The sequence below is a fragment of the Phycobacter azelaicus genome (assembly GCF_014884385.1).
In the GTDB taxonomy this organism is placed as follows: domain Bacteria; phylum Pseudomonadota; class Alphaproteobacteria; order Rhodobacterales; family Rhodobacteraceae; genus Phycobacter; species Phycobacter azelaicus.
This window is the reverse complement of sequence record NZ_WKFH01000003.1, coordinates 962,217-986,284: the sequence shown is the minus strand read 5'-3', so window position 1 is coordinate 986,284 and position 24,068 is coordinate 962,217. Positions and strand designations below refer to the sequence as shown.

General features: G+C 58.4%; 19 protein-coding genes and 1 pseudogene. 12 read left to right on the top strand and 8 right to left on the bottom strand.

All coding sequences use genetic code 11. The annotated features are described in order from the left end of the window. Positions 1–341: 341 nt before the first annotated feature. From mutT to INS80_RS05760, 3 genes are read right to left on the bottom strand one after another with little or no spacing between them, the layout of a single operon-like run. Positions 342–740, bottom strand: a complete 399-nt coding sequence (gene mutT, locus INS80_RS05770) for an 8-oxo-dGTP diphosphatase MutT (protein WP_192964723.1) — start codon at positions 738–740, stop codon at positions 342–344. Further along, complete coding sequence (argJ, locus tag INS80_RS05765; RefSeq protein WP_192964722.1) at positions 737–1,963, bottom strand: bifunctional glutamate N-acetyltransferase/amino-acid acetyltransferase ArgJ; 1,227 nt, start codon at positions 1,961–1,963, stop codon at positions 737–739. Before argJ ends, mutT begins: the two co-directional genes overlap by 4 nt. A gap of 4 nt (positions 1,964–1,967) precedes the next feature. Next, the gene (locus INS80_RS05760) at positions 1,968–2,822 is read right to left on the bottom strand and encodes a peptidylprolyl isomerase (RefSeq protein WP_192964721.1); all 855 of its coding nucleotides are present in this window, start codon (positions 2,820–2,822) and stop codon (positions 1,968–1,970) included. Between the two features lie 179 nt (positions 2,823–3,001). Here INS80_RS05760 and secA point away from each other — a divergent pair, with 179 nt between their 5' ends. The 3 genes from secA (at position 3,002) to INS80_RS05745 (ending at position 8,426) form a co-directional block, all read left to right on the top strand. Next, positions 3,002–5,719, top strand: coding sequence for a preprotein translocase subunit SecA (gene secA, locus INS80_RS05755; RefSeq protein WP_192964720.1), 2,718 nt, complete (start codon positions 3,002–3,004; stop codon positions 5,717–5,719). A 202-nt stretch (positions 5,720–5,921) separates the two neighbouring features. After that, positions 5,922–6,845, top strand: a complete 924-nt coding sequence (locus INS80_RS05750; RefSeq protein WP_369411439.1) for a hypothetical protein — start codon at positions 5,922–5,924, stop codon at positions 6,843–6,845. Between the two features lie 24 nt (positions 6,846–6,869). Then, entirely contained in the window at positions 6,870–8,426 is a 1,557-nt protein-coding gene (locus tag INS80_RS05745) for a phosphate ABC transporter substrate-binding/OmpA family protein (RefSeq protein WP_192964714.1), read from the top strand. Between the two features lie 147 nt (positions 8,427–8,573). On the opposite strand, the gene radC is transcribed toward INS80_RS05745, so the two are convergent. The 3 genes from radC to dnaK form a co-directional block, all read right to left on the bottom strand. Beyond that, on the bottom strand, positions 8,574–9,338 hold the full coding sequence (gene radC / locus INS80_RS05740) for a RadC family protein (protein WP_192964713.1): 765 nt from the start codon (positions 9,336–9,338) through the stop codon (positions 8,574–8,576). Positions 9,339–9,476: 138 nt separating this feature from the next. Further along, the gene (dnaJ, locus tag INS80_RS05735) at positions 9,477–10,631 is read right to left on the bottom strand and encodes a molecular chaperone DnaJ (RefSeq protein WP_192964712.1); all 1,155 of its coding nucleotides are present in this window, start codon (positions 10,629–10,631) and stop codon (positions 9,477–9,479) included. Positions 10,632–10,713: 82 nt separating this feature from the next. After that, the gene (gene dnaK, locus INS80_RS05730; protein WP_192964711.1) at positions 10,714–12,633 is read right to left on the bottom strand and encodes a molecular chaperone DnaK; all 1,920 of its coding nucleotides are present in this window, start codon (positions 12,631–12,633) and stop codon (positions 10,714–10,716) included. A 211-nt stretch (positions 12,634–12,844) separates the two neighbouring features. Between dnaK and INS80_RS05725 the strand changes: the two genes are divergently transcribed. After that, positions 12,845–13,447 carry an alpha-ketoglutarate-dependent dioxygenase AlkB family protein gene (locus INS80_RS05725; protein ID WP_192964710.1) on the top strand — a complete coding sequence of 201 codons (603 nt, stop codon included), beginning with the start codon at positions 12,845–12,847 and terminating at the stop codon, positions 13,445–13,447. Between the two features lie 56 nt (positions 13,448–13,503). On the opposite strand, the gene INS80_RS05720 is transcribed toward INS80_RS05725, so the two are convergent. Then, positions 13,504–14,325, bottom strand: a complete 822-nt coding sequence (locus tag INS80_RS05720) for an ABC transporter permease (RefSeq protein ID WP_192964709.1) — start codon at positions 14,323–14,325, stop codon at positions 13,504–13,506. A gap of 120 nt (positions 14,326–14,445) precedes the next feature. On the opposite strand from INS80_RS05720, the gene cysQ reads away from it, so the two are divergent. The 8 genes and pseudogenes from cysQ to INS80_RS05680 all read left to right on the top strand — a co-directional run bounded on the left by cysQ (position 14,446) and on the right by INS80_RS05680 (position 23,543). Then, positions 14,446–15,243, top strand: a complete 798-nt coding sequence (cysQ, locus tag INS80_RS05715; RefSeq protein WP_192964708.1) for a 3'(2'),5'-bisphosphate nucleotidase CysQ — start codon at positions 14,446–14,448, stop codon at positions 15,241–15,243. Further along, positions 15,243–16,043 carry a 3-deoxy-manno-octulosonate cytidylyltransferase gene (locus INS80_RS05710; RefSeq protein ID WP_192964707.1) on the top strand — a complete coding sequence of 267 codons (801 nt, stop codon included), beginning with the start codon at positions 15,243–15,245 and terminating at the stop codon, positions 16,041–16,043. Before cysQ ends, INS80_RS05710 begins: the two co-directional genes overlap by 1 nt. A gap of 191 nt (positions 16,044–16,234) precedes the next feature. Then, positions 16,235–17,128: a UTP--glucose-1-phosphate uridylyltransferase GalU gene (galU, locus tag INS80_RS05705; RefSeq protein ID WP_192964706.1), complete on the top strand. Its 894-nt coding sequence runs from the start codon at positions 16,235–16,237 to the stop codon at positions 17,126–17,128. Positions 17,129–17,169: 41 nt separating this feature from the next. Continuing rightward, a complete protein-coding gene (gene galE, locus INS80_RS05700) occupies positions 17,170–18,159 on the top strand; it encodes a UDP-glucose 4-epimerase GalE (protein ID WP_192964705.1) in 990 nt (329 codons plus the stop codon). Position 18,160: 1 nt separating this feature from the next. Continuing rightward, on the top strand, positions 18,161–19,204 hold the full coding sequence (locus INS80_RS05695; protein WP_226892570.1) for a glycosyltransferase family 2 protein: 1,044 nt from the start codon (positions 18,161–18,163) through the stop codon (positions 19,202–19,204). 171 nt (positions 19,205–19,375) lie between these two features. Further along, positions 19,376–20,362, top strand: coding sequence for a glycosyltransferase family 2 protein (locus tag INS80_RS05690; protein WP_192967202.1), 987 nt, complete (start codon positions 19,376–19,378; stop codon positions 20,360–20,362). Further along, positions 20,359–22,098, top strand: a pseudogene (locus INS80_RS05685) (DUF5927 domain-containing protein). The gene INS80_RS05690 and the pseudogene INS80_RS05685 overlap by 4 nt, the downstream one beginning before the upstream one ends. Before the next feature lie 5 nt (positions 22,099–22,103). Next, entirely contained in the window at positions 22,104–23,543 is a 1,440-nt protein-coding gene (locus INS80_RS05680) for a sulfotransferase family 2 domain-containing protein (protein ID WP_192964703.1), read from the top strand. 16 nt (positions 23,544–23,559) lie between these two features. Here INS80_RS05680 and INS80_RS05675 read toward each other — a convergent pair whose 3' ends face one another. Further along, positions 23,560–24,024 carry a PTS sugar transporter subunit IIA gene (locus INS80_RS05675; RefSeq protein ID WP_192967201.1) on the bottom strand — a complete coding sequence of 155 codons (465 nt, stop codon included), beginning with the start codon at positions 24,022–24,024 and terminating at the stop codon, positions 23,560–23,562. Positions 24,025–24,068: the final 44 nt, after the last annotated feature.

Below are 24,068 nucleotides of genomic sequence, written 5' to 3'. Positions count from 1 at the left end.
GACCTTGAGGGAAACGGGGCGTTTATGCGGAACGCCCACCAGTCTAAAGCGGGTTCTAGATATGTGCCTGTATGAATCAGCCTCGGACCAGGACAGCCCGTTCTAGTTCAACTTGGTGTATCCTGGTCCTTCTTCAGGGAGACTTTGGAGAGGTTCACTGCGTGATAGTGTGTCTATTTTTTGACAAAAAGGTTAACAAAGCCTTTCCAATTTTAATCAAACACCACAAAGGCTAGTGTTTTTATCGCAAAAACCCCCTAAATCGGCCAGAAAGCCGTGAAATGCTCCAACTGCGCATTTTTTGGGTGATCCCATTTCTTAAGATTTAACGGTTCTTGGGCTTAAAGCCAGTCACGCAGGATCGGGATCAAGGGAATGTCTGCAGGTGGCATCGGATAGTCGCGCAGGTCTTGCGGGCGCGCCCATTTCAGCACCTGACCTTCGCGTGCCTGAGGGATGCCTTCCCACTTGCGGCAGGCGAACAGCGGCATCAGCAAATGGAAATCGTCATAGCTGTGGCTGGCAAAGGTCAGAGGTGCCAGACAGGAGGACCAAGTGTTGATACCCAGCTCTTCTTCCAACTCCCGGATCAGGGCGGCCTCCGGGGTTTCCCCGACTTCAACCTTGCCGCCCGGAAATTCCCAAAGCCCGGCCATGGATTTGCCTTCAGGCCGCTGCGCAAGCAGGATCCGTCCTTCGACGTCGATCAGGGCGACGGCAGAGACGAGAACTGTCTTCATGATCGGTAGTCCGCGTTGATGCTGATGTATTGGTGAGTGAGATCACAGGTCCAGACGGTCGCGGCACCGTCGCCAAGACCCAAATCCACCTTAATGGTGATCTCGTCCTGCTTCATCTGTGCGGCGCCATCCTCTTCCTTGTATGTTGGTGAGACCCAACCGTTCTCTGCGACCAGAACATCTCCAAAAGAGATCGACAGGCGGTCCCGATCTGCCTCGGCGCCGGATTTGCCGATTGCCATCACCACCCGGCCCCAGTTGGGATCCTCGCCAGCAATCGCCGTCTTGACCAACGGTGAGTTGGCAATGGCCATGCCGTGAGTCTTTGCCTCGGCGTCGGACACGGCGCCGGTGATTTGGATCTCGACAAACTTGGTGGCGCCCTCGCCATCGCGCACAACCTGATGCGCCAGATCCATCATAACGCCTTCCAGCGCCTGCGCGAATTCCGCATTCGCCGTAGCATCCACCCCTGAAGCCCCGGTCGCGCACAGCATCAGACTGTCCGAGGTAGAGGTGTCGCTGTCCACAGTGATGCAGTTAAAGCTGCGATCGCAGATCTCTGCTAGCTGGCCTTGCAGGGCCGTTTGATCGAACTGTGCATCGGTGAAGATATAGACCAGCATCGTCGCCATATCCGGCGCGATCATGCCGGACCCTTTTGCGATCCCGGCTATATTCACAGTCTTGCCGCCGATCGTGACCGCGGCGCAGGCACCTTTGGCAAAGGTATCGGTGGTCATGATTGCTGCGGCTGCCGCTTCCAGCGCGTCTTCAGCCAGGCCCGCGTTCAGCTCTGCCAGCTTTGCCACGATCCGGTCGTGTGGCAGCGGCTCTCCGATCACACCGGTGGATGCGGTGTAGATGCGGGCCTCCGGGGCCCCTGTGGTTTCGCTGACCGAAGAGACAATCTCTGATACGGATGTTTGTCCGTAGTGCCCAGTGAAGGCGTTGGAGTTGCCAGAGTTGACCAGAATGGCTGCCGCTTGCGAGGGATCTGTGCCGAGTTTGGCCTGACAATCCCTGACCGGTGCCGACCGTGTTTTTGAGCGGGTAAAGACGCCGGCAACCGTAGTGCCCGGATCAAGGACCGCAAGCATCACATCGGTCCGGCCCTTGTACTTCACCCCGGCCGCAGCGGTAGCAAAGCGAACGCCCTTGATGACAGGAAGATTTGGGAAGTGCTCGGGGGCCAGTGGGGAGCGGGGAAGCGCGCCGGCCATCTGATCAGTTCCTCACCAGGCTGAGATCACGAATCACCGACGGTTCAAGGTCTTCGACTTCGGGCCGTTCGATGTCGGCAGCCGCTGTCAGTGCATTAACACGGTCCTCGACGGCGCGGGTGCGCAGCTCCTGCTCCAGCTCGCCGCGGACCTCGTCAAAGCTGGGCGCCTCGGACTTGCGCCGCTCTCGCAGCAGGATCACATGCCAGCCGAACTGGGTTTGGACCGGATCGGAAATGTCACCCGAACGCATGGCCAGAACGGCCTCTTCGAATTCGGGCACCATGCTGCCAAGGCCGAACCAGCCGAGATCGCCGCCGCTAGGTCCTGAAGGGCCGGTCGAGCGCGTCTTGGCCATGGTGGCAAAATCGGCGCCGTCTTCGAGCTCTTCCTTGATTTCTCGGGCTTCGTCCTCGGTTTCTACTAGAATGTGTGCGGCATGGAATTCATCACCGCCGTTGCCCGTGGAATACTTGCGATCATAGGCCGCGCGCAGCGCTTCTTCGCTTGCAGCACCGGCCATGACCGTTTCGATCACATCAGCTGCCAACAGTGCGCGGCTTTCGTTTTCGACAGACAGCTGGACGTAGTGCGGCACCTCGCCGTTGAGCTGTTGCTTTAGCGCAGTCTGCTGAATCAGCTGGTCCAGAATGGCGTTGTACAGCACTTCATCGGGCAGTTGCTTGTACTGTTGGGGCAGGCTTTCGCGTGCCATGATCATGTGGCCCAGAGTGATTTCTTCGCCGTTCACCGAGGCAACGACCGTATTGGCATGTGGCGCCGCCAGCGACGGAGTGGCGGCGAGCGCGATCAGGGCCGCTGCAGCGGAGCCTCGCAGAAAAGTGAGACCTTTCAGCATTGAATTCTTCCTATTCCCGGGCCGCAGCATGGCGCGGCGTTGACACTTATATAGCTGCCGCTTACATCGCCTAGGGGCTATTGGGCAGCACCGTCGTTTCCACCTTTGTTTATGGGTTGCGGGCAGGGCGGGCAAGCCTGCCTGAGAACGGAAGCCATGACAGGACTGTTGGAGAGCACATGCTGGGTATCGGAACACTCGCCAAAAAGATTTTCGGCACACCGAACGACCGGAAAGTCAAGGCGACGCGGCCGCTGATTGCAAAGATCAACGCGCTGGAGCCCGAGTTCGAGAAACTCAGCGATGAAGGCCTCATCGAGAAGACCGAAGAGCTGCGCAAACGCGCGCTGAACGGCGAAAGCCTAGATGATCTTCTGCCCGAGGCCTTTGCCAACGTTCGTGAAGGCGCGCGCCGTGCCTTGGGCTTGCGCGCCTTCGATACACAGCTCATGGGCGGGGTATTCCTGCATCAGGGCAATATCGCCGAAATGAAAACCGGCGAAGGCAAGACGTTGGTTGCGACATTCCCTGCCTATCTAAACGCGCTGACCGGCAAGGGTGTGCATGTTGTCACGGTGAACGAATATCTGGCCAAGCGTGACAGCGAATGGATGGGAAAGGTCTTCGAGCAGCTCGGCATGACCACCGGCGTGATCTGGTCCGGCCAGCCCGACGATCAGAAAATGGCCGCTTACCAGTCCGATGTGACCTATGCGACCAACAACGAACTGGGCTTTGACTACCTGCGCGACAACATGAAGCCGAGCCTCGATCAGGTGTTCCAGAAGCAGCACAACTTTGCCATCGTCGACGAGGTGGACTCGATCCTGATCGACGAGGCGCGCACGCCGCTGATCATTTCCGGCCCCGCCGAGGACCGCTCTGAGCTTTATGTGACCATCGACAAGGTGATCCCGCTGTTGAGCGAGGAGCATTACGAGGTCGACGAGAAAACCCGTGGCGTTACCTTCACCGAAGATGGCAACGAATACCTCGAGCAGATCCTTATCGAACATGGTTTGCTGGAAGAGGGCGCCTCGCTATATGATCCCGAAAGCACGACGGTTGTTCACCATGTCAACCAGGCTCTGCGTGCGCACAAGCTTTTCCAGCGGGACAAGGATTACATCGTTCGCGACGGCGAAGTCGTGCTGATCGACGAATTCACTGGCCGCATGATGGCGGGCCGCCGTCTGTCCGAAGGCCTGCACCAGGCCATTGAGGCCAAGGAAGAGGTCCAGATCCAGCCCGAGAACAGCACTCTGGCGTCGGTCACTTTTCAGAATTATTTCCGGCTTTACGATCGCCTGTCCGGTATGACCGGTACCGCCATGACCGAGGCCGAGGAATTCCGCGAGATTTACGGTCTGGGCGTGGTCGAGGTTCCCACCAACAAGCCGATTGCGCGTGTGGACGAGGACGATCAGGTCTACCGGACCGGTGCGGAAAAATACCGTGCCATGATCGAGGAGACGAAGACCGCCCACGCCAAGGGGCAGCCGGTTCTTCTGGGAACCACTTCGATCGAGAAATCGGAACTGCTGAGCCAGCTTCTGAAACAGGAAGGTATCGAGCACAATGTTCTCAATGCCCGCCACCATGAGCAGGAAGCGCAGATCGTCGCCGACGCAGGCCGCCTCGGCGCAGTGACCATCGCCACCAACATGGCCGGTCGCGGCACAGACATTCAACTGGGTGGCAACGTCGAGATGAAGGTCATGGAGGCCCTGGAGGCCAATCCGGATGCCGATCCCGTCGCTTTGCGCGCCGAGGAGGAAGCCAAACACGCGACCGAGAAACAGAAGGTTCTCGACGCGGGCGGTCTTTTCGTCATGGCCTCCGAGCGGCACGAAAGCCGCCGGATCGACAACCAGCTGCGTGGCCGTTCGGGTCGCCAGGGCGATCCCGGTCGGACCCGGTTCTATCTCAGCCTCGAAGACGATCTGATGCGCATCTTCGGCTCTGAGCGTCTGGACAAGGTTCTTTCCTCCCTCGGTATGAAGGAAGGCGAGGCGATCATTCACCCTTGGGTGAACAAGTCTCTTGAACGTGCCCAGGCCAAGGTAGAAGGCCGCAACTTCGATATGCGCAAGCAGGTGCTGAAGTTCGATGACGTGATGAACGACCAGCGTAAGGTTATCTTTGGTCAGCGCCGCGAGATCATGGCAGCCGAAGACCTGTCGGAGATCATCCAGGATATGCGCCACGAGGTGATCGATGATTTGATCGATACCTACATGCCGCCCAAGACATATGCTGATCAGTGGGATACCGAAGGTCTGCAGGCCGCCGTGCGTGAGGGGCTTTCCATTGACGCCCCAATCGTTGAATGGGCCGCTGAAGAGGGCGTGGACGACGAGCACATCCGCGAGCGCCTTGAGGCGGCGAGCGATGCGATGATGGCCGAAAAGACCGAGGCCTTTGGCCCGGAAAACATGCGCCAGATCGAAAAGCAGGTCCTGCTGCAGACCATCGACGCCAAGTGGCGTGAGCACCTTCTGACTCTGGAACATCTGCGCTCGGTTGTGGGCTTCCGCGGGTATGCGCAGCGTGATCCACTCAATGAATACAAGAACGAAAGCTTCCAACTCTTCGAAGGCATGCTGGATTCGCTGCGCGAAGATGTGACCAAACAGCTGAGCCGCGTGCGCCCCATGAATGAGGAAGAGCAGCGGCAGATGGTAATGGAGATGGCAGCCCGTCAGGCTGCGATGCAGCAAGCCGCGACGGCGGCAGCGGATGCCGCGTCGCAGGAGGCCGCCGGGGCAACACCCGAAGGCGCAGCGCCGGGGTTTGTCGAGAATGATCCGTCCACCTGGGGCAACCCGTCGCGAAACGACAAATGCCCCTGTGGGTCAGGCAAGAAATTCAAGCACTGCCACGGTCGCCTGTCCTAGGCAGAGCTGACGCGCTGACTCGCCTTGTCGCGTAAAAAACATGCACCCGCGCGGCCTGGCTGCGCGGGTGATTTTGTTAAAGTTTCGTATATTTTGCCAGAATCTCTCCCGCGTGGCGTCACAAACTGGCCGTCTTTGGCAGGCAACCATTCTTTAACCTATTGGTTGGCTGGAGCCTTTGATGATGGACAAGCGGATATTGGTGTTGAGTAGCGCAACTGTGGCCTGTGCCCTTGGTATTGGGTTCTTCATGCAGCAGTCGACCGCTCCGCGCGCGCTGGGAGCGCAAAGTGCCGACCAAGCTTTGATTGCAGAAGATGCTGGGCAAACGGTCCATATTCCATCGGAACCGGAAGCAGGTGAGTTCAGGATCGAGAACATCACCCTGACCTCTGTGACGCAGCCCGATGAAGAGAGCAGTCCAGAGATCGAACGCGCTTCCGTCGCGCCAGAGGCTGCTTGCAGCCTGTCAGTAACGGCGGTGGCCATGCCGGGAGCCATGGTGGACCTGTCCGCTTCAGCACCCTGTCAGGCGGGAAGACGTTTGACGGTGCACCACCATGGCATGATGTTTACTGCTCAACTGGATGCAGATGGCTGGTGGCACGAGCAAGTCCCAGCTTTGGCACCCACTGCTGTCTTCATCGTCGAGCCGGAGCAGGGGCTGGCGGAGGTGGCCGCTGTTCCCGTCCCAGATGTGTCAGACGTGGACCGTGTCGTCCTTCAATGGACCGGCAACAGCGGCTTTGAGATTCATGCACGGGAAAATGGCGCTGAATATGGCGCGCCGGGGCATGTTTGGCACGGCTCCGATCCGGCGCAGGGTGCAGGTGAAATGGTGCGCCTTGGAAACGATCAGTTGTTGGCCCCCCGTTTGGTCGAGGTCTACAGCCTGCCGCGCGGGAGCGCGGGGATTTCTGCAGTGGATATCAGCGTTGAAGCGGAGATCACCCAGACCAACTGCGGTCGCCAGATTGATGCGCAGACCCTCAGCCTTGGCCACGGCGGGGATGGCCGCAGCCTGAGCACCCGGGATCTGACGCTGTCCATGCCCGATTGCGATGCTGAGGGTGACTTTCTGGTGTTGAATAATCTGCTGGAAAACCTGAAAATCGCGGGAAACTGACCTGCGATCATTTCAGGACTAATCATGGCTTCTTTGCGTGCGGCGATCTGCGCCGCACTTTCTCTGTTCGCTGTCTCCTTGCCGCTTTCTGCGCAGGATGTGACGCTGTCTTCGCCCGATGGTGCGGTGGAAATCACCGGTAATCTTTTGGGTTTCGATGGTGAGTACTATCGTGTGGATACGAAATTTGGTGAACTCACCGTTGATGGTTCGGGCGTCACCTGCGACGGCCCGGGGTGCCCAAGCCTTTCAGATTTCATGGCGGAGATCACTCTTTCCGGATCGTCCAACATGGCAGAGGTTCTGTTGCCGGCGTTGATCGAAGGGTTTGCCCTGCGCAACGGCTATCAGACACGGCGCGAAGCGCTGCCAAATGGGAACTTCGAGTATATCCTTCTGCGAGATGGAAGCCGCCCGGCAGCTCGGTTCAGCTTTTTTGTCAGCAACACGGACGAAGGCTTTGCGGATCTTCTCGCGGATCAGGCGGATATTGTCATGGCGTTGCGGGAAATACGCCCTGCCGAACGGGAGCGTGCCCGGCAGGCAGGTATGGGCGATATGACGGCCGGGTCGCGCAGCCGGGTATTGGCACTTGACGCCATGGTGCCGCTGGTGTCGCCCGAAAATCCTGTGCGAAGCATTTCTTTGCCGCAATTGGTCGGTGTCTTTTCAGGAGAGATTTCCAACTGGTCCGAACTGGGCGGCGCTGACGCGCCAATTTCGCTGCACTTGCCGGTATCCGGATCAGGTCTCGCTCAGGCGGTGGAAGATAAGCTGATGAAACCCGCCGCGGCTGCCTTTGCCCCGAATCTGCGGCGTCATGACCGGCACAGCACTTTGGTAAGGGTGATTGCTACAGATCCTTTTGCGATCGGTATTGGCAGCTTTGCCAATACCGGCACAGCCCGCGCATTGACGCTGACAGGATCCTGTGGCTTCTCGCTTCGGGCCACGCGGCGAGCTATCAAGACGGAGGACTATCCCCTCAATGCGCCCATGTTCCTATATTTGCCTGAGCGGCGCCTCGCCAAGGTTGCGCGAGACTTCCTCAGCTACGTCCGTGGACCCGGCGCGCAGATCGTGATCCGCAGGGCGGGTTTCGTGGATCAGGCGCCTGAGCGGATTTCGCTGACGGCCCAGGGTGATCGGTTTGCCAATGCGATCGAGGCGGCAGGACCGGAAGTCGAACTGGAGGAGCTTCAACGTATGATTGCTGCGCTCAGGGGGCACCAGAGGCTAACGACCTCCTTTCGGTTTGAGCCGGGATCAACGCGACCGGATGCTCAGTCGCGCAGCAATATCGAGCAGTTGGGACGCGCGCTGGAAGCGGGAGTTTATGATGCCAGCCGCCTCTTGTTCGTTGGTTTTTCCGATGGGGACGGTCCTGCTTCTATGAACCGCCAAATTGCGCTCAGACGGGCTGAAGCGGTGCGCGATGCGGTGATAGATGCCGCACAGACGGCCAATATGGACCGCGTTGATATCAGTGTCGCAGCCTTTGGGGAGGCCCTTCCCATGGCCTGTGATGACAGCGCCTGGGGTCGCGAGGTTAACCGGCGCGTCGAGGTCTGGGTGAGGTAGTGCCCGCGCGGGATGATCGACCAGAAACGTGGTTCTCCCGTGCGCTTTTCGCTATCTCACAGATGAATTGCTAATCCCAAGGCGGCCAAGGGACTCCGGGCTAGGCCGTAGCACCTACAGGGGCCGGGAGAGCCATATTTCACGGCGCTATAGATAACCGTGGCTGCGAAAACTGAGTTCGCTGGCTTTGCCGATGATCAGATGATCGTGCAACGTAATCCCCAGTGCATCAAGTGCAGTACCTACCTGTGCCGTCATCGTGATATCGCTCTCTGAGGGCGTTGGATCTCCCGAAGGGTGATTGTGCGCCAGAATCACCGCGCTGGCGTTCAGCTCCAGCGCGCGTTTGGCCACTTCGCGCGGATAGACCGGGACATGGTCCACAGTTCCTCGCGCTTGCTCCTCGTCTGCGATCAGTACGTTCTTGCGATCGAGGAACAGCACGCGGAACTGCTCCACCTCGGAATGGGACATGGTCGTGTGGCAATAGTCCAGCAGCGCATTCCAGTCGGAGAGCACGTGACGCTGGATGATACGTGCACGCGCCATGCGGTGCGCTGCGGCCTCCAGCACCTTGAGGTCGGTAATCACCGCTTCGCCGATGCCCTTGACCTGCAACAGACGCTCTGCCGGCGCCGATATGACCCTGTTGAAGTCCCCAAAGGTGTCCAGAAGTCGGCGCGCAAGCGGCTTGACGTCCTGTCGTGGGATGGAGCGAAACAATACCAGTTCCAGCAGTTCATAGTCCGGCATGGCGGCCGCTCCGCCATCCATGAAGCGCCTGCGCAACCGCGCGCGGTGGTCCTTGATGTAGGAGGGAAGCCGACCCGCAGGCACCAAAGCAGCGCGCGCCTCGTCGCTGCAGTCAAACAGCGGCAGTGTTTCGTCTCGAAATGCGCCAGCTTTCCCCATGATCACCACGTCGGAGATATCAAGGTCACCCTTTGTCTGGAATCTTGGCAGTCAAAGTGGTGCAAAGAAAAGAAAAACGCCCCGGTCTGGGGCGTTTTTGCGCTGCTCTTCCGCAACTGCTGTTTCTGGCTGACGATATCAGCCTTTCATGCCGTCCCAGAAGCTTTTGACTGAGGAAAAGAAGCTCCGGGATTCCGGGTTGGTATTCTCTTCCGAGAGATCCTCGAACTCACGCAGCAGTTCCTTCTGACGGGCGGTCAGGTTGACGGGCGTTTCCACGGCCAGTTCAATGAACATGTCACCGGGGGCGCCACCCCGTAGGGCCGGCATGCCCTTGCCACGCAGGCGCATCTGGCGACCGGACTGGCTGCCTTCGGGGATCTGCACGCGGCCACGGCCCCCATCGATGGTGGGCACCTCAATGGCGCCGCCGAGGGCAGCATTGGCCATGGAGACGGGTACGCGGCAATAAAGGTTGTTGCCATCGCGTTCGAAGAGCTCGTGCGGTGCCACTTCCACAAAGATGTACAGATCGCCCGGAGGCCCGCCGCGCAGGCCTGCTTCACCTTCACCAGCCAGACGGATCCGGGTGCCGGTCTCAACCCCTGCCGGGATATTCACCGATAGCGAGCGGTCCTTCTCGACGCGGCCATGGCCGTGACAGGTCTTGCAGGGGTTCTTGATGATCTGGCCGAGGCCCGAACAGGTCGGGCAGCTGCGTTCCACCGTGAAAAAGCCCTGCTGCGCGCGCACTTTGCCCATGCCGGAACAGGTGGGGCAGGTGGTAGGTTCAACCCCGCCTTCGGCGCCGGTGCCTTCACAGGAGGTGCAGGAGACCGAAGTCGGCACCTTGATGGTCTTGTGTAGCCCGGAAAAGGCTTCTTCGAGAGTGACACGCAGGTTATAGCGCAGATCCGCCCCGCGCGAGGCGCGCTGACGCCCGCCTGCCTGGCCGCGCCCGCCCATGAAGTCGCCAAAGAGATCGTCGAAAACGTCCGAGAAAGCAGAGGAGAAATCACCACCGCCCGGATGGCCGCCGCGGGGGCCGCCGCCACCGCCCATGCCGTTTTCAAAGGCGGCATGACCATAGCGGTCATAGGCGGCCTTCTTTTCGGCGTCCTTCAGAACTTCATAGGCCTCGTTGGCCTCTTTGAACTGCGCCTCTGCGTCCGGATTGTCCGCATTGCGGTCCGGGTGCAATTCCTTGGCTTTCTTGCGATAGCCCTTCTTGATCTCATCAGCGCTGGCGCCTTTCGAGACGCCAAGAATGTCATAGTAGTCGCGTTTTGACATCGGTGTATTCCTTATGCCTCAACGAAAAACGGGCCAGTCCGGGGTGCGGACCGGCCCGTGGTCAAGCCTTTGGTCTAAGGCCTTAACGCTTGTCGTCGTCCAGGTCTTCGAACTCGGCGTCAACGATGTCATCATCACCAGAGGCGTTTGCCTCATCTGCGGCGGCGGGTTCATCGTCAGCCTCTTCAGCCTGCGCCTTGTAGATTGCTTCACCCAGTTTCATCGCCGCTTCGGTGACGTTCTGGATGCCAGCCTTGATCTTTTCGGCGTTGGCCTTGTCGCTTTCGAGGTCGTCCTTCAGCGCGGCAATGGCCAGTTCGATCGCTTCGATTGTGGAGGGATCGACCTTGTCGCCATGTTCTTCCATCGACTTCTCGGTCGAGTGGATGAGGCTTTCGGCCTGGTTCTTGGCTTCGATCAACTCGCGGCGTTCCTTGTCCGCCTCGGCGTTCTCCTCGGCGTCCTTGACCATCTTTTCGATGTCCTCGTCCGACAGACCGCCGGATGCCTGGATGGTAATGGTCTGCTCTTTGCCGGTCGCCTTATCCTTGGCGCCGACCGAGACGATGCCGTTGGCGTCGATGTCGAAGGTTACCTCGATCTGCGGCATGCCGCGCGGAGCGGGCGGGATGTCTTCGAGGTTGAACTGACCGAGCATCTTGTTGTCGGCCGCCATTTCACGTTCCCCCTGGAACACGCGAATGGTCACGGCGTTTTGGTTGTCCTCAGCGGTCGAGAACACCTGGGACTTCTTGGTGGGGATGGTGGTGTTGCGGTCGATAAGGCGGGTGAAGACACCGCCCAGGGTTTCGATGCCGAGCGACAGCGGGGTCACGTCCAGCAGAACAACGTCTTTCACGTCACCCTGCAGAACACCGGCCTGGATGGCGGCGCCCATGGCGACCACTTCGTCCGGGTTCACGCCCTTGTGGGGCTCTTTGCCGAAGAACTTGGTGACTTCTTCGATGACCTTGGGCATGCGGGTCATACCGCCGACCAGAACGACCTCGTCGATGTCGGACGCGGACAGACCTGCGTCTTTCAGAGCCGCCTGGCAGGGCTTCATCGAGGATTTGATCAGGTCACCCACCAGCGATTCCAGCTTGGCGCGGGTCAGCTTCATGACCATGTGCAGCGGCTGGCCCGAGGAGGGATCCATCGAGATGAACGGCTGGTTGATTTCGGTCTGCGAGCTGGAGGACAGTTCGATCTTCGCCTTTTCAGCGGCCTCTTTCAGGCGCTGCAGGGCCATCTTGTCCTTGGTCAGATCGACCTGGTGCTCTTTCTTGAACTCGTCGGCCAGGTAGTTGACGATGCGCATGTCGAAGTCTTCACCACCAAGGAAGGTATCACCGTTGGTGGACTTCACTTCGAACAGGCCGTCGTCGATTTCCAGGATGGTCACGTCGAAGGTACCGCCGCCAAGGTCGTAAACCGCGATGGTCTGGGTGTCTTCCTTGTCGAGACCATAGGCCAGAGCCGCAGCAGTCGGCTCGTTGATGATGCGTAGCACCTCAAGGCCAGCGATCTTGCCGGCGTCTTTGGTGGCCTGACGCTGGGCGTCGTTGAAATAGGCGGGTACGGTGATGACGGCCTGGGTCACTTCCTCACCGAGGTAGGACTCCGCGGTCTCTTTCATCTTGCCGAGGATAAAGGCCGAGATCTGGCTGGGGGAGTATTTTTCAGCCTTGGCTTCGACCCATGCATCGCCGTTGCCGCCGTTGATCACGGCAAAGGGGAGGTTTTTCTTGTCTTTTGCGAGGTCGGCATCGTCGAACCGGCGACCGATCAGGCGCTTGACGCCAAAGATGGTGTTGTCCGGGTTGGTGACGGCCTGACGTTTCGCGGGCTGGCCGACCAGACGTTCTTCGTCGGTGAAGGCCACGATGGATGGCGTGGTGCGCGCGCCTTCGGCGTTTTCGATGACGCGGGGCTGCGAGCCGTCCATGATGGCAACGCAGGAGTTGGTGGTCCCGAGGTCGATCCCGATAACTTTGCTCATTTTCGATCCCTTTTCTTTTCAAGGCGATTTCCCGAAGACCGGACCCGTTTTGGCATCCAGCCCCCGATTTCGGTGCCGAGAGGTCTGCATCTCCCGGCGTCACGGCGTATATAGGGAGCAGAAATAGCCCCTGCAACCGCCAGAACGCGTCGAGAAAGACGATTCAATGCGCTTTTTTGCAAGGGGTATGGTTAAGAATGAGATAACAGCGATGAGCAAGCTGCGCCTGCGCGGATTTGAGATTCACAAAAGCTATCTGTCTCGCGCGGGGCAGCGCGATCTGATCGATGCGCTGCGCCCGGTCTTGAAGGCCGCGCCGCTGTTTTCCCCAACCATTCCTGGTGGCAGCAAAATGTCGGTCCGGATGACGTCGGCGGGCGCATTTGGCTGGTACGCCGATACCGAAGGCTATCGCTATGTGGCGCAGCATCCGCGTGGGATGGGATGGCCCGAAATTCCGTCATCGATTCTTGCGATCTGGCACGATCTGACAGGGCTTGAGCGCCAACCAGATTGCTGCCTCATAAATTACTACGGGGAGGGAGCCAGGATGGGGCTTCATCAGGACAAGGACGAAGCGGACTTTTCCTACCCGGTGGTCTCCGTCTCGCTGGGGGATGATGGGCTTTTGCGGGTCGGCGGAAAAAACCGGAGCGGCAAGACGGATTCTGTGTGGCTCAGTTCAGGGGATGTCGTGGTCATGGCCGGAGAGGCGCGGCTGGCCTATCACGGGGTGGACCGCATCCGTTTTAAATCCTCGCGCCTGCTGCCCAAGGGAGGACGCCTAAACCTCACGCTGCGGGTCGTGACCTGATGCGTTTGTCAAAGTCGGCGAGGGCCAACAGTCAGGTTTGCGTTGGTCGTGCGTTGCTAGCGCCGTGCGTTCCAACTGATTGAGGCGCGGCGGCGGGTGTAGAAGTCACCCATCAAGCCCAGCATGACCAACACAACTCCCACCCAGACGGCATATTCCCAGCTGCTGTAATGCGGGTTGTAGTTGATAAAGACATAGCCGCGCGCTTGATCGATGCTGTGAAACAGCGGGTTCCAATCAAACATGGCGAGCATGAAACTGGGCAGGGTATTGGCGAGGAACATCTTGCCCGAAGCAATCATATTGGCCCGCTGATAAATGGTGCTGATGATTCCGACGATGCTGGGAGCCCAGGGCTTCAACACCAAAAACAGCAACCCAACTGCGGCACCGGTGAACCAGGCAATCAGCACCATGGCATAGGCTCCGACCGGATCCTCAATATGCACCGGGGTGAAGGCCACGTGATAGACAAACAGGATTAGCAACAGCGATAGCGTTTGGACATAAAGCGAGCCGATCGCCGCCGACAGAATCGCCACCATCGTGTTCATGGGCGCATGTTGCATCATTGGACTGCTGGGCCCTTCGGCACCGGCCACGGCCCCCACCGTTTTGGCGTGGGTCATGAAAAGAAAGATCCCTGACATCACATATAGCAGGAAATCACCGCGAATGGCTGATCCGCGCAAGCCCATGATCGCAAACATGAAATAGAAGGCTGCTACAAACAGAACCGACTGCAGGATATTCAGGCCGAGCGCGATGAAGGCATTATTGTGTTTTGAACGCACGCTGCGGACAGTGCAGTGAAACACTACCTCGCCGAGAGTGATGATGCCTGAAAACGGCGATCGCTGCGTTCGAAGCTGAAACATCTTGCCTATGGTTTTGCTGCGCCGGGAAGTTTGCGGTGGACTTCTTGCCGTTCTAGTCCTGTCGGAGCATAAGGGACGACAGGAAAATTTTCAATTAACCCCAGGTTCGGGAGACCCGGTTTGACCTATGAAGAGCTTGTTCCCGTGATCCGCCGTCTCGCAATCGAGGCTGGCAACAAGATCATGGAGATTTATAATTCCGACGATTTCGACGTTAAGGTGAAGTCCGATGACAGCCCGGTGACGGCTGCCGACGAGGCGGCGGATGCCCTCATCTCTGCCGGGCTGCGTGCGGCCTTTCCAGATGTTCTGCTGGTCACCGAAGAGCAAAGCGCCTCCCATTCCGAGCGTGGCGATACGTTTTTGATTGTTGATCCTCTCGATGGCACCAAAGAGTTCATCCACCGGCGTGGCGATTTTACCGTGAACATCGCGCTGGTGGAAAAGGGCGTGCCGACCCGTGGCGTCGTTTACGCCCCCGCCAAAGAGCGCATGTTCTTCACGCTCGCTGACGGATCGAGCGTAGAGGAAACAGGCCCCTTCGACCCCAAGCGCATTGGCGAGACCGCGCCGATCCGCGTGGCAGACAGTAACAATGACGCGCTCATGGTGGTCGCGTCCAAGTCCCATCGTGATCAGGCCACGGAAGACTACATCAACAAATACAACGTCAAGGACATGAAGAGTGCAGGCTCGTCGCTCAAGTTCTGTCTGGTGGCAACTGGTGAGGCCGACCTGTACCCGCGCGTCGGGCGCACCATGGAATGGGATACCGCCGCGGGCCATGCCGTTTTGGCTGGCGCTGGCGGCAAAGTGGTCCGTTTCGATGATCATTCCCCCCTTGTCTACGGCAAAGAAGGCTATGCCAACCCGTTCTTCATCGCCTACGCTGGTGGCGTTGAGCTGAAAGGAGCCTGATGTCTGTTCTGATCGTCATCCCTGCCCGGTATGCTTCGACCCGCTATCCCGGCAAGCCATTGGTGGAATTAAAAGGCGCCACGGGGGAAAAACGCACGTTGATCGAACGCTCGTGGCGTGCAGCATCTGCGGTGTCCGGTGTGGACCGGGTCGTGGTTGCCACGGATGACGATAGAATTCGCACGGCGGCCGAAGGATTTGGTGCCGAAGTGGTGATGACATCGGAAAGCTGTGCCAACGGAACCGAACGCTGCGCCGAAGCCCATGCGGCGCTGGGTGGTGGATACGACATCGTGGTGAACCTGCAGGGGGATGCCCCCCTCACGCCGCATTGGTTTGTTGAGGATCTGGTGGAGGGGCTGCGCGCGGCTCCGGATATGGGGCTGGCCACGCCGGTTCTGCGCTGTGATGGTGCGACGCTGAACAGCCTTCTGGCGGATCGTCGCGCTGGCCGAGTCGGCGGGACGACGGCAGTGTTCGCAGCTGATCGTAGTGCTTTGTATTTCTCCAAAGAGGTGCTACCTTTTTGTGCATCTGCCTTTGAAAGTGGCGAGGACACGCCTGTTTTCCATCATGTGGGAGTCTATGCCTACCGTCCTGACGCGCTTGCGGCCTATCCTGATTGGACAAGCGGCCCGCTTGAAACGCTCGAAGGCCTCGAACAGCTGCGTTTCCTGGAGAACGGCCGCAAGGTTCTGTGTGTGGAAGTCGAAGCAAAAGGACGCGAGTTTTGGGAATTGAACAATCCCGAAGACGTGCCGCGAATTGAAGAAATGATGTCCAGAATGGGCAAGGCGTAACCTGGTAGCTTGTTGCAAAAACAGCCTGCGCTGCTGGGCATTACGCTTAGGACATATTGTCATCATAATCTCGTGATTTGGTGTCAGCGAGTCCTCATGAATGGAGTCGTCTTGTGTTGGTTGCAGTAAGCGCCGATGAGTGTAGGTGAAATTTTCGGGTCAATAGACCAATAAAATACTGAGAGATGATCATGCGTAAGAAAGTAACGAAAGCGATTTTTCCGGTTGCAGGTTTGGGGACCCGGTTTCTGCCTGCAACCAAGTCTGTGCCCAAGGAAATCATGACATTGGTGGACCGGCCGCTGGTTCAATACGCCATCGACGAGGCGCGCGAAGCTGGCATCAAGGAATTCATCTTTGTTACCTCGCGCGGCAAAGGCGCGCTTGAGGATTACTTCGACCATTCACCGGTGCTTGAGCAGGAGCTGCGCAAGAAGGGCAAAAAAGACCTTCTTGAGATCCTCAAGCAGACCAATATGGACAGCGGTGCCATCGCGTACATCCGTCAGCATCAGGCGCTGGGTCTTGGCCACGCGGTCTGGTGCGCGCGCCGTCTGATCGCGAACGAGCCCTTTGCAGTCATTCTGCCGGATGACGTGATCGCGGCTGAAACCCCCTGCCTCAAGCAAATGGTTGATGCTTATGCCGAAACAGGCGGCAACATGGTTGCCGCGATGGAAGTCGCGCCGGAAAAGGCGAGCTCCTATGGTATTCTCGACGTGAAGGAAGACATGGGGCCTGTGGTGGAAGCGCGCAGCATGGTGGAAAAACCAGCCATGGGCGAGGCGCCGTCGAACCTTGCGGTGATCGGCCGATACATCCTGGAGCCCTCTGTGCTGCGCAATCTCAACAAGATGAAGCAGGGCGCGGGCGGTGAAATCCAGCTGACTGATGCGATCGCGCAGGATATTGCGCAGGACGTTCCGGTCTATGGTTACCGTTTCCGCGGCCAGCGGTTTGACTGCGGATCCAAGGCCGGCTTCCTGCAGGCGACGGTGTCATTCGCCCTCGCGCGCGAAGAATTGCGGGATGAGTTGATGCAGTATATCAACGAGATCGCTCAGGTCGGACAGGCTGCCGAATAAGTGCACGCCGATCCGCCGCAAAAGCAGAACGTGAGGGAGCTGTGGCTTTAGGAAATGTACTGGTGACTGGCGGCGCCGGTTACATCGGCTCGCATGCGTGCAAGGCTTTGCAAGCATCGGGCTACACGCCTGTGACGTTTGATAACCTGGTTACGGGGTGGCAGGATGCCGTAAAGTTCGGCCCCTTCGAAAAGGGGGATCTTGCGGACCGCGAGCGTCTTGATGCGGTTTTTGCAGAATATCAGCCTGTTGCTGTCATGCACTTTGCTGCGCTCAGCCAAGTTGGCGAAGCGATGAGCCAGCCGGGCCGGTACTGGGCCAACAACACCGGCGGGTCTTTGAACCTGATCGAGGCTGCCGTTGCTGCCGGGTGCCTCGATTTTGTCTTCTCCTCTACCTGTGCCACCTACGGCGAACATGACAACGTCGTGCTTGACGAGACTACGCCGCAACTGCCGCTGAACGCCTATGGCGCCAGCAAGCGCGCGGTTGAGGATATTGTCCGGGATTTTGGTGCTGCACACGGTCTGCGTTCCGTGATTTTCCGCTATTTCAACGTAGCCGGGGCGGATCCGGAGGCCGAGGTGGGCGAGTTCCACCGCCCCGAAACGCACCTTGTGCCACTGGTTCTGGATGCCATCGATGGAAAACGCGATGCTCTGACCATCTTCGGCACGGACTATGACACAGCGGACGGGACCTGTATCCGCGATTACGTGCATGTCTGTGATCTCGTGGATGCGCATGTTCTCGGCCTGAAATGGCTGAAGGATGGCAAAGGCAGCCAGATCTTCAATCTTGGCACCGGTACGGGTTTTTCGGTGCGTGAGGTGATGGACAAGGCCGAAGAGGTTACCGGTCGGAAGGTTCCCTGCAGCGAAGGGCCCCGCCGAGCGGGCGATTGCACCAAGCTTGTGTCAGGCTCTACTCGTGCAATGACTGATCTGGGCTGGAACCCGCAGCGCTCAACCCTCGAGACGATGATCGCCGATGCCTGGAAGTGGCACCAGACCGGCCATTACGAGTCCTGATATGGCGTATCAACCTGTCGCGGCCGAGATGCCAAGACTTGGTTGGCGCGAGGCGTATCGCATGCGATGGAAACGCAGGAGGCTGTTGTGGCAGTCTTGGCGATCGCGTCATCAGTTAAGGAGGCTTTCAAACAGAACGGCGAATATCTCGACAGAAGATATCCTGGCATTTGTGGTTCTGCGCAACGAAGCGAACCGCTTACCGTATTTCCTAGAATACTACAGGCGTCTTGGTATTGGCCATTTCCTTGTTGTCGACAACGGCAGCGACGATGGCTCCACGGAGTTCCTCTTGCAGCAACAGGACGTGTCCTTGTGGTGGACGGAGTCTGGCTACAGGGCGTCCCGGTTTGGTGTAGATTGGCTGACATATCTGCTGATGACATTTGGGCACAACCATTGGTGCCTTTCGGTGGATACGGATGAGCTCCTTACATATGGCGGCATAGAAACCCATGATCTGAGGGCGTTGACGGCACTGCTGGACCGACAGGGGCGTGCGGGCCTTGGGGCGATGATGCTCGATCTCTACCCGAACGGACCACTGAATCGGCAAAGCTACACGGCAGGGCAGAACCCGGTTGAGGTGCTGAAGTGGTTTGATCCGGGGCCTTATCGCGCGGTGCGCCAAATCCCGATGGGCAATCTCTGGCTGCAGGGCGGTGCGCGTGAGCGGGTATTTTTTGCTGAGGAGCCTCGCCGATCTCCGACGCTGAACAAGATCCCCTTGATACGCTGGCACCGCCGCTATGCCTATGCCAATTCCACCCACTCGGCCCTGCCGCCGCCACTGAACGCGCTTTACGATGGACCAGGTGGGGCGCAGCCGTCAGGGGTTTTATTGCATACCAAGTTCCTGCCCGAGATTGTTCAGAAATCGGCAACGGAAAAACAGCGGAGGCAGCATTTCCACACGCCTGCGGAGTTTGATGCCTATTACGATCAATTGACTGCATCGCCAGACTTGTGGCGCGAAAACTCCATAGAATTCACAGGCCCTGAGCAGTTGATCGATCTGGGGCTGATGCGTGCGCCGGACTGGTGAAAACGGGCGCTGCCCAAAATCTATGGCGGCTAGATGGTCGTAACTGTTTCTAAGTGCGTTGTTAATACGCTGTCCGCATGACATATTGTGCACATCCTGGCTGGGGCAGAACGTCAAGCCGGGAGTGATGAACGGCAAGGAGCAGACGTGAGCCTTTGGCAGTCTTACCGAATGCGTATTCGGCGCAAGTACAGGCTGGCCCGCGCATTTCGCAAATCGCGTGAACTGAGGCCTGTGCAGGACAATACCCGGCGGATTTCTCAGGAAGATATCCTCCTTGTTTGTACCATGCGCAACGAACAGATCCGCCTGCCCTATTTCCTTGAGTATTATAGGGGTCTTGGTGTCGATCATTTCCTGTTTGTGGACAACGGATCGAACGATGGTACGGTTGAATATCTGCAAGGCATGCCGGATGTTTCTCTGTGGCGGACGACGGCCAGTTACCGGCGTGCGGGGTTTGGCATCGATTGGATGAACTATCTCAAGCGGCGCTATGCGCACGGCCATTGGGTGCTGGTAGTCGATCCGGATGAGTTTTTCATCTATCCGTTTTGTGACACGCGCCCGATCCGGGCGTTGACGGACTGGTTGGACAATTCCTCGATCCGCAGTTTTTCTGCGATGTTGATTGATGTCTATCCAAAGGGGCGCCTTGATGAGGTCGCCTACCAGCCTGGACAGGACCCTTTGGAGATCGCGAACTGGTTCGATAGCGGCAATTACACCATCAGCCTGAACCCGACCTATGGAAACCTTTGGATACAAGGGGGGCCGCGGGCGCGGGTGTTCTTTGCGGACCGCCCCAAAAAGGCGCCAGCCCTGAACAAGATCCCACTCGTCAAATGGGATCGCAAATACGCCTACGTCAGCTCGACCCACGCCCTGTTGCCGCGCGGGCTGAACCGTGTCTATGAAACGGGCGGCGGGGAAAAGGCCAGCGGTGCGCTTCTGCACACAAAGTTTCTTGATACATTCGGGGCCAAAGCCCATGAGGAACTGGCCCGAAACCAGCACTATGCGCAGTCTGCCGAATACAAGGCTTATGCCGAGGCAATGGATCAGGAGCCTGAGCTGTGGTGCAAATGGAGTGAGCGATACATAAACTGGCGACAGCTTGAAATCCTGGGCCTCATGTCCAAGGGGAACTGGGCATGAGTATTGAGCCCGGCGGAAGAGCGGATCTGCAGCACAGCGGTACCGTGGGCATCGTCATGCTGGTGCACACGGCATTGGATCGCGCAGCGCAGGTTGCGCGGCATTGGGTGGCGGGCGGTTGTCCGGTGGTGATCCATGTGGATCGCAAGGTCCCTGCAGCCGAGTATGGACGGTTTCGCGATGCGCTTGCCGACGAAGCCGGTGTCCAGTTTTGCCGCCGTCATCGTTGCGAATGGGGCACCTGGGGTATCGTCAAGGCAGCGCAATCGGCGTCCGAGCGGATGCTGCGCCAGCACCCGGGGGTGCGGCATGTCTATCTTTCCTCAGGTTCTTGCCTGCCTCTGCGCCCGGTTCAGGACCTGGTCGATTACCTTGCAGCGCGCCCCGACACCGATTTCATCGAAAGTGCAACTACCGCAGATGTGCCCTGGATCGTAGGAGGGCTGGATGTCGAAAGGTTCACTCTGCGGTTTCCGTTTTCGTGGAAAAGGCAGCGATACTTTTTCGACCGCTACGTAGAGCTGCAGCGCAAGCTCAGGATCAAGCGACGTATCCCGGCCGGGCTTGTGCCCCACATGGGAAGCCAATGGTGGTGCCTGACCCGGAAAACGCTTTCGGCCATCCTCGAAGACCCGGACCGGGCCATCTATGATCGCTACTTTCGCAAGGTCTGGATCCCGGATGAAAGCTATTTTCAAACGCTTTCGCGCCAGCACTCGGCCAAGATCGAAAGTCGATCTCTGACGCTGTCCAAATTCGATTTCGAAGGCAAACCCCATATATTCTATGACGATCACCTACAGCTCTTGCGTCGATCTGATTGTTTCGTGGCGCGCAAGATCTGGCCGCGGGCTGACAGGTTGTATGACGTCTTTCTCGGGCAGGGTCGGGATGCCATGACTGGCGTCGAGCCAAACCCGGTCAAGATCGACCGGGTGTTTGCCAAGGCAGTTGAGCGCCGCACCCGCGGTCGGGCAGGCCTGTACATGCAGAGCCGATTTCCGCGAAAAGCGGCAGTGAACGCTGTCAGTGCGAACGCTTATTCGGTGTTTCAGGGATTTGCCGAACTCTTCAACGACTTTGATGCCTGGCTTGCGAAAAGTACGGGTGCAAAGGTCCATGGACATTTGTTCGCACCTGACAAGGTGGAATTCGCCGGAGACGAAACTGTCGTCAATGGCGCGCTTAGCGCAAATGCCAAGTGGCGCGATTACAGCCCCGAACGCTTTCTGACCAACCTGATCTGGAACACGCGCGGCGAACGCCAGTGTTTTCAGTTCGGCCCGCAGGACAATCAGGAGATCTCGCCTTTCATGGCCAATGATCCCAATGCGCAGATTTCGGTCATCAGCGGGGCCTGGGCCGTGCCTCTGTCGCGGGCCAAGGGCAGTTTCGCAGACGTGCGGCGGACCGCAGCGCGGCTCCAGCGCACCGAAGCAAAGCAGCTTCAGATTTTGCGCGATCATCACGCCAAGGCGCGCGTGCGGATCTGGACGATGGCCGAGTTTATCGAAGCGCCGATGGAGCCCTTGTAAAGCATCCTTGAAGAAATGGGCGTGCAGGGACCGCGTCACTTGAGCGAAGCCCCTCAAATGGTCGATCTGGAAGGCTTCGGCCAGTTCCTTCAAAATCTGAAAAATCAGGGGATGCATCCTTACCTGATGGGGGATTTCCCAGTGGAACCTGAGCCTTCAGTCATGCCAAAGTCGCAGCGAAAACCCTATTTGGTGCGATAGACGTGATGACTTCTCCCTTTGATTACTTCATTATCTTTGCGGAAATGCGCACAGGCTCCAATTTTCTGGAAACCAATCTCAACGCGCTAGAAGGGGTTGCCTGTTACGGAGAGGCCTTTAATCCCAGTTTTATCGGCTATCCCAATCGTACCGAGATCCTTGGCGTTTCACAGGATGAACGAGAGGCGGCCCCGGTAGAGTTGATTGACCGGATCCGGTCGCAGCCGGGTGTACTGGGGGGCTTTCGCTATTTTCATGATCACGATCCACGGGTTCTGGATCTTGTGCTTGATGATCCGCGTTGCGCCAAGATCGTTCTGACCCGCAACCCGCTGGAGAGCTATGTCTCGCTCAAGATTGCCAGACAGACAGGGCAATGGAAGCTGGCAAATGTCAAACGCAGACGAGAAGCGCAGGCGGAGTTTGACGCCGCTGAATTTGCAGAGCATGTGGAGGCCTTGCAGAGATTTCAGGTCACGCTTCTGAACCGGCTTCAGAAGAGCGGTCAGACGGCGTTCTATGTGGATTACGAGGACCTGCAAAGCGTTGATGTGATGAATGGTCTGGCGCAGTGGTTGGGCGTGCCTGCAAGGCTTGCGGAGTTGGATGACAGCTTGAAACGCCAGAACCCTGCACCGATACTTGCAAAGGTATCGAACCCGGATGATGTGGCCCTCGCGATTGCGGAGATGGACCCGTTCAATCTGACCCGTACACCAAATTTCGAGCCGCGCCGCGGCCCGGCGGTTCCAGGCTATATCGCCGCCGCCAAAGCACCGTTATTGTACTTGCCGGTTCGTGGCGGTCCGGAAGCGGAAGTCGCGGCCTGGATGGCTGCGCTTGATGGCGTGGCGCCGGACGAGTTGTTAGGCGGCATGAACCAAAAGCAGCTGCGCCAATGGAAGGCGGGCAACAAGGGATTTCGCAGTTTCACGGTGGTGCGCCATCCGGCTCAGCGTATTCACGAGGTCTTTTGCCGAAGGATCCTGAATGCGGCTGAGGGCAGTTACAGGGGCATCCGTGAAACCCTGCGCAGGCGTTTCAAGGTGCCTTTGCCAAAGGACGGGCCAGACGCGACCTACTCGCGAGAGGATCACCGCGCTGCTTTTGAGGCTTTTCTGGCCTTTGTAAAATCCAATCTGGCCGGTCAGACTTCGGTCAGGATGGACGCAGAATGGGGCAGTCAATCACAGGCGATTTCCGGTTTCGCCGAACTGGGGGCACCTGACCTGATCCTGCGGGAAGAGGACCTTGGGCAAGATCTGCCCGATCTTGCGCAGCGCGTTGGTCAGTCGTACTCCCCGATGTTCAGCGTCGCCGTGGATGCAGGCCCATATGGTCTGGCCGACATCCATGATGACACTCTCGAAAAGGCGATCGCCTCAATCTACCAACGCGACTATCTGATATTCGGTTTCGGACCCTGGCAAGGCGGGAACCGGTAAACGCCCGCGTGCCTGGTCACACTGCCTGAACCGGCTGGTCCTCGGTCAAAATGGTATAGAGCGTCGCGGGATCGGTGTTGGCGCGCAGCTTTGTGCAGAAGCTTTGTTCTCTGAGGGTTCGTGAAACGAGCGCCAGCGCTTTGAGATGCTCCACGCCGGCGTCCTCCGGCGCGAAAAGCGCAAAGGCAATATCGACCGGCTGACGATCTACTGCCGCAAAATCTAACGGTTTCTCAAGGGTTACGAAAACGCCGCAAACCTCTGACAGCCCATTTAGACGGGCGTGGGGCAGGGCAACACCATGTCCTACCCCAGTTGGGCCAAGGCTCTCACGATCCAGGAGAGCCTCGACCGTGGGCTGCGAAGCAAGATTGTAGGCAATCTGCCCGACCTCAGCGATTTCCTGAAACAGCCGCTTTTTGCTGGAGACACCGCCAATAACGCGAACGGCCTCCGGTTTGAGGATGTTGGAAATCTGCATCTCTGTCATCTGCTCCGCTCGGCCACCTCATCCGGCGTGCCGCA

What these genes read in the sequence shown, in the direction of transcription:
- INS80_RS05720 (WP_192964709.1), bottom strand. Translation starts at nt 14,325, where the DNA reads ATGTTTCAGCTTCGAACGCAGCGATCGCCGTTTTCAGGCATCATCACT.
- INS80_RS05725 (WP_192964710.1), top strand. Translation starts at nt 12,845, where the DNA reads ATGAGCAAGCTGCGCCTGCGCGGATTTGAGATTCACAAAAGCTATCTG.
- INS80_RS05710 (WP_192964707.1), top strand. Translation starts at nt 15,243, where the DNA reads ATGTCTGTTCTGATCGTCATCCCTGCCCGGTATGCTTCGACCCGCTAT.
- INS80_RS05675 (WP_192967201.1), bottom strand. Translation starts at nt 24,024, where the DNA reads ATGCAGATTTCCAACATCCTCAAACCGGAGGCCGTTCGCGTTATTGGC.
- galU (WP_192964706.1), top strand. Translation starts at nt 16,235, where the DNA reads ATGCGTAAGAAAGTAACGAAAGCGATTTTTCCGGTTGCAGGTTTGGGG.
- INS80_RS05690 (WP_192967202.1), top strand. Translation starts at nt 19,376, where the DNA reads ATGCGTATTCGGCGCAAGTACAGGCTGGCCCGCGCATTTCGCAAATCG.
- INS80_RS05760 (WP_192964721.1), bottom strand. Translation starts at nt 2,822, where the DNA reads ATGCTGAAAGGTCTCACTTTTCTGCGAGGCTCCGCTGCAGCGGCCCTG.
- argJ (WP_192964722.1), bottom strand. Translation starts at nt 1,963, where the DNA reads ATGGCCGGCGCGCTTCCCCGCTCCCCACTGGCCCCCGAGCACTTCCCA.
- mutT (WP_192964723.1), bottom strand. Translation starts at nt 740, where the DNA reads ATGAAGACAGTTCTCGTCTCTGCCGTCGCCCTGATCGACGTCGAAGGA.
- dnaJ (WP_192964712.1), bottom strand. Translation starts at nt 10,631, where the DNA reads ATGTCAAAACGCGACTACTATGACATTCTTGGCGTCTCGAAAGGCGCC.
- INS80_RS05680 (WP_192964703.1), top strand. Translation starts at nt 22,104, where the DNA reads ATGACTTCTCCCTTTGATTACTTCATTATCTTTGCGGAAATGCGCACA.
- INS80_RS05695 (WP_226892570.1), top strand. Translation starts at nt 18,161, where the DNA reads ATGGCGTATCAACCTGTCGCGGCCGAGATGCCAAGACTTGGTTGGCGC.
- INS80_RS05745 (WP_192964714.1), top strand. Translation starts at nt 6,870, where the DNA reads ATGGCTTCTTTGCGTGCGGCGATCTGCGCCGCACTTTCTCTGTTCGCT.
- dnaK (WP_192964711.1), bottom strand. Translation starts at nt 12,633, where the DNA reads ATGAGCAAAGTTATCGGGATCGACCTCGGGACCACCAACTCCTGCGTT.
- secA (WP_192964720.1), top strand. Translation starts at nt 3,002, where the DNA reads ATGCTGGGTATCGGAACACTCGCCAAAAAGATTTTCGGCACACCGAAC.
- radC (WP_192964713.1), bottom strand. Translation starts at nt 9,338, where the DNA reads ATGGGGAAAGCTGGCGCATTTCGAGACGAAACACTGCCGCTGTTTGAC.